Source organism: Rhizorhapis sp. SPR117 (assembly GCF_021742065.1).
Genome location: NZ_JAKKIE010000129.1, coordinates 1 through 4197, shown reverse-complemented (window position 1 = coordinate 4197; position 4197 = coordinate 1). Strand labels below are relative to the sequence as shown.

Annotated in this window: 6 protein-coding genes; all 6 read right to left on the bottom strand. The window is 64.3% G+C overall.

Annotated elements, in window-relative coordinates; translation table 11 throughout:
- Window positions 1-36 precede the first annotated feature (36 nt).
- From L3X40_RS21130 to L3X40_RS21105, 6 genes are read right to left on the bottom strand one after another with little or no spacing between them, the layout of a single operon-like run.
- Entirely contained in the window at window positions 37-252 is a 216-nt protein-coding gene (locus tag L3X40_RS21130; RefSeq protein WP_237367323.1) for a DUF736 family protein, read from the bottom strand.
- A 35-nt stretch (window positions 253-287) separates the two neighbouring features.
- The gene (locus L3X40_RS21125) at window positions 288-833 is read right to left on the bottom strand and encodes a S26 family signal peptidase (protein WP_237367322.1); all 546 of its coding nucleotides are present in this window, start codon (window positions 831-833) and stop codon (window positions 288-290) included.
- Complete coding sequence (locus L3X40_RS21120; protein WP_237367321.1) at window positions 830-1348, bottom strand: DUF2840 domain-containing protein; 519 nt, start codon at window positions 1346-1348, stop codon at window positions 830-832. Before L3X40_RS21120 ends, L3X40_RS21125 begins: the two co-directional genes overlap by 4 nt.
- A complete protein-coding gene (locus L3X40_RS21115) occupies window positions 1345-2427 on the bottom strand; it encodes a DNA cytosine methyltransferase (protein WP_237367320.1) in 1083 nt (360 codons plus the stop codon). Before L3X40_RS21115 ends, L3X40_RS21120 begins: the two co-directional genes overlap by 4 nt.
- The gene (locus L3X40_RS21110) at window positions 2424-3500 is read right to left on the bottom strand and encodes a replication initiator protein A (RefSeq protein WP_237367319.1); all 1077 of its coding nucleotides are present in this window, start codon (window positions 3498-3500) and stop codon (window positions 2424-2426) included. The genes L3X40_RS21115 and L3X40_RS21110 overlap by 4 nt, the downstream gene beginning before the upstream one ends.
- A complete protein-coding gene (locus L3X40_RS21105) occupies window positions 3500-3769 on the bottom strand; it encodes a helix-turn-helix transcriptional regulator (protein ID WP_237367318.1) in 270 nt (89 codons plus the stop codon). Before L3X40_RS21105 ends, L3X40_RS21110 begins: the two co-directional genes overlap by 1 nt.
- Window positions 3770-4197 lie beyond the last annotated feature (428 nt).

Here is a 4197-nt window from a genome sequence, read left to right as displayed (position 1 = left end):
ATCTGAGGCTTTTTGTTCAATCCAACTGGTACAGTTTTACACCGGAATCTTGCACAATTTTACCCCGACGTTGACACATGCCGGGCCGGCGTCCGGGCCGTCCTCGCTATCGAGGCGCAGGCGATAGTCGGGCGCGTTTTTCACGTCGCTCGGTTTGGCCGGGACGATGAACAGCTTTTCGTGGAGGCCGAACGAATGAAGCTCTCCGGCATAGCCGGTTTCGGTACGGGTGAAGGTGCCTATTTCTGCCATGGAAATCTCCTGCGGTTGGCTGTCGGGGGATGGTTTCAGTGCGTCGGCGCGCGCCACTCGTAGCGGCCGACGCCTTCCTCATCGGTCCAGAGCAGGACCGCTCGACCGATGACGGAAGCTGCGGGGGTGAGTCCGAAATAGCGGCCGTCGAGGCTGTCGCGGACTTCCCAATTCATGAGGAAAAGCTGGCCGTCGCCGATCACGTGGCAGCCCTGCCAGACGGGCAGATCGCGGCCGAGGCTGTCGCGCTCCAGCGCCTCGCCCACCTCGATCCCGTCAACCGTGATCGTGGATCGCAAGCGGCAAACCCGCTGTCCCGGCAGGCCCAGGACGCGCTTCAACAGCGGGACGCCGCGCGCGATATAGCCGCGCTCGGCCATGAAGGCGGCGAGCGGTTCGGGCGGTATGACGGCGACCAGCTCGGGCACGTCGAGCGCGTCGGCCGGCTCGACCGTGTAGAAGCCGATGGGCGCGCTAGCCGTCGCGTTCCAGATGAGTTTCACGGGCCAATCGACGGCGCTGGCGGCGGCGATGCCGATGGCGGCGAGCCCCGTCACCGTAAGGGTGCGGCGGCGCGTCATGGCTCGATCCTTCGGCGGTGAAGCCATGCGGCATGTCGCTCGGGCGTGTAGGCGTGCGGCTCCAGATTGGCGGTCAAACGGTTGTGGACGTGCCGCCAATGCTCCGGTGCGGCGTCGGCTGGATCGAGGCCGAGCGATTCCACGGCGTCGATGGCGGCAAGCCCGCGCCGCACCTTCGGCCAGCTATCGAGGCGCAACAGGATTTCGCCGCCGGGGCGCACGAAGGGCAACGTCTGGAACGGTTCGCCCCGGCCGATGGCGCGCACGATGTCGATGCGCGAAACGACGGTGCCATGCTCGCCGCTCGCCCATCGCACGAAGGCGAAGACGCTGCCCGGCGCGAAGCCAACGACGCTTCGGCGGCGGTCGATGATCTGCTCATAGCTCTTGCGGCCGAAGCGTATCCAGTGCTCGACCTTGCGCTTCTCGAAGGTCAGTTCGACCAATGTAGTGAAGGGCGCTGGTCCGTCCGGCAGCGGACGGCCGTGCGCGCTGCGATGGGCGCGACGGGTCATTGTTCGTCTCCGGCGATGTGCTGGGGGCTGCGCGCGAGCACCACGTCGAGCGCGGCTTCGGTGCGCAGAATGGCACGGCCGATAACTTCGGGGATTTGCGGGAGAACGGCGTCGCCGAACGCCTCCACGATCAGACCGGCCGCAGAAGTCCCTTTGCGACTGCCGAGCGCAATGCGTGTGTCAGCCACCCAGGGGGAAAGCCCATCATCCAGCCGTAGGTGATGGGCAAGGCCGCCGTTCCAGTCAGCCCATGGCTCCGCAACAGCATCGCCAGCGTCCGCGCTCCCGCCCATTTCTGGATGGATGACGGGGCCAGTTGATTCGCGGTCGCTGTCGGCGTCGAGGCCATCATCGCCCCGCTCATCACCGCGTCCATCGTCGGCGATTTCCGCCTTTCGTAGGCTGGACTCCAGCCGTCCATGCGGCTGTCCCTTTTGGTGGGGGTCGGCAGCATCCGGTCCAGTGCTGCGGGATGGAAAACCGTGCGCAGGTTCATGCCGGTCCTTTTGCTCCCGCGAACCTTGGTCATTTCCGGCCCGTGCGCCGCATCGCTGGATCGAGGCGTCGGCAAGCTGGCGGGGATCGTAGCCGATGAGCCATGATCGCTTGCGGACATGGTTGGCCCCAATATCCGCAGCAGCCACCACGCACGGTTCACAGGCGTAGCCGAGCGTTTCCAGTTCATCGAGCAGCCGGTCAGCGCCGCGAGTTCGGAGATTAGGGCTGTTTTCAAAAGCGAACCAGCGAGGGCGGCAATCTCCGACCAGGCGGACGGCCTCGAGATAGAGGCCGGACCGTTCGCCGTCGATGCCTTTCCCTTTCGTATTGGCGCTGCTGATGTCCTGGCACGGCGGGCTGCCGACGATGATGTCGGGAAGGATTCCAAGGTCGGAAACAAGTCGAGTTGCCGTGAGGGCGCGCACGTCTTCGTAGAGTCTGACATGAGGATTGTTCTCTGCGTAAAGGATGCGCCGCCATTCGACGATCTCGCAGGCGGCGACGGTGACGAAGCCCGCCCGATGGAGGCCGAGCGACCAGCCTCCGGCGGCGGCGCTGAACAGATCGAGCGCGCGCATCATGGCTCGCCCTTCCGGGCTGAACCGGCACCATGCCTCGCGTGTGCGCGCGTCAAAGAAAAAGAGTTAGATTCTCTGTTAGATAAGTTAGCGGTCGGATTCCGCTTTTCAGGCCAAAGCGTTAGCTGGGGTTCATGCGCCTGATGTGCCGATAGTGCTGCGCCTGATGTGCCGATACCCCGTGCGCCTGATGTGCCGATGGTATTCATACGCTTATCCACAGTGCCTGTGGATAAGTTTTCGGGGCGGATGCGCAGCAGCTCGCAGCTGGCTTCCCGCTCAATCTGGAGACGATAACCGGGAAGCGACTGGCGGGCCGCGATGCGGCGCAGGTCGAGCGCGAAGTCGGATGCCCGCGCGAGGCTGCCGGATTTCTTATGGAGATGCGCGACCTCGAACAGCCAGCCGTGGCGCTGGTGGCCGGCGTGCTTACGGGCGACACGATATAGCCAACGCTCGATGCCGCCCGTGAGCCGGAAATAAGCCGGGTCGATGGTCAGCACCAGCGAGCGGTCGATGACGCTGTTGTAGAACCATTCGGGCAGGACGAACTCCATGCCCTCGACGCGACCGGCGTGCGTCGTCATTTCTTCCCACTCATTCACCCAGGAAAATTGCCTGCGACGCCAATGCGGACCATTGCGGATCGTGGTGGCGATGACGGTCGATTGCAGGCGAGTAAGCGCGGCTTTCAGGAGCAGATATTGGCGGTTGCCGGTTGGCCGCCCGATGGCGCGCAACAGATGATAGGGCGTGAAGCGGAAGAAACGCGACGTGGTGAGGCCGTTGTTCTCGGCCGCGACGATCTGCGAAGCCGCCCATATCAAAATGTCGGCGTCCCATATGGTCGCCATGCCGTGTTTGGGCATCCCGAACACCTGCACCTCAATATCGGCCGCCTTGTAGAGAATCGGCTTGGTGCGCGGAGTCTTCGCCAGCGAGAAAAACGGCCGTTCCATCAAATCGCGCTGGTCGCGCGGCGGCGCGTCGCCCGTTGCGACCACAAAGGGGGCCAGGCGGCTGCGCTCGCTGGCCTCGGTCGGCTGCACGGGTCTAGGACCGTCCTCGCGCAGCATCAGCAATCACCTCGTTCTTCGGGCGTGAGCGGGCGCGCGGGAAAGACGGTGCCAGCGGTCTTGTCGCGGGTGGATTTGCGCGCGCCGATTGCGGTCCAGGCTTGCAAGTCCTCGACCGCATAGAGGACGCGGCCGCCGATCTTGCGATAGGTCGGGCCGGTTCCGTAGGTGCGATGCTTCTCAAGGGTGCGGATGGAAATTCCGAGGAAGCGCGCGGCTTCCTTCGTGCGTAACAGGCGCGGCGGCAGGCCCGTGAGCGGGTTGGACATAGATCACCTCCGGTTCGTCAGGATTCGGCTGTCGGGGGCGACAGCGGACTGTGGCGAACCATGGAGAGGAATCGGCGGCGCGTAGCGTGCCGCATTTGCGTATGTGCGCAGGCGGCACCCCTCGGCGGGCGAGTTGCGCGGCTAATAAGCGAGGGATTTCAGCGGTTCATTGCCGTCTACGCCGAATAGACAAAGACATTCGCGTGCGGCTCGGCTAATAGTGTGGGCAGAGCAGACGCGCTGCTCTGGGGCTTAGTAACCCCTGACTAGCGGTTGGTGCCGGCCGTGACGGCACCACGATCCTCGAACCTTATGGTCGGGGAGCCCATGGCGTATGTCCAGGGCTTCTCGCCTGAATGACTGACCGGCTGATGCCGGTAGGATCAAGTGGAGGGGCTGAAGCCGTTTCTGTGGGAATGCCGGTCCAG

Bases quoted from the DNA above. Each gene is read 5' to 3' on its own strand.
- L3X40_RS21130 (WP_237367323.1), bottom strand. From the start codon at position 252: ATGGCAGAAATAGGCACCTTCACCCGTACCGAAACCGGCTATGCCGGA.
- L3X40_RS21125 (WP_237367322.1), bottom strand. From the start codon at position 833: ATGACGCGCCGCCGCACCCTTACGGTGACGGGGCTCGCCGCCATCGGC.
- L3X40_RS21120 (WP_237367321.1), bottom strand. From the start codon at position 1,348: ATGACCCGTCGCGCCCATCGCAGCGCGCACGGCCGTCCGCTGCCGGAC.
- L3X40_RS21115 (WP_237367320.1), bottom strand. From the start codon at position 2,427: ATGATGCGCGCGCTCGATCTGTTCAGCGCCGCCGCCGGAGGCTGGTCG.
- L3X40_RS21110 (WP_237367319.1), bottom strand. From the start codon at position 3,500: ATGCTGCGCGAGGACGGTCCTAGACCCGTGCAGCCGACCGAGGCCAGC.
- L3X40_RS21105 (WP_237367318.1), bottom strand. From the start codon at position 3,769: ATGTCCAACCCGCTCACGGGCCTGCCGCCGCGCCTGTTACGCACGAAG.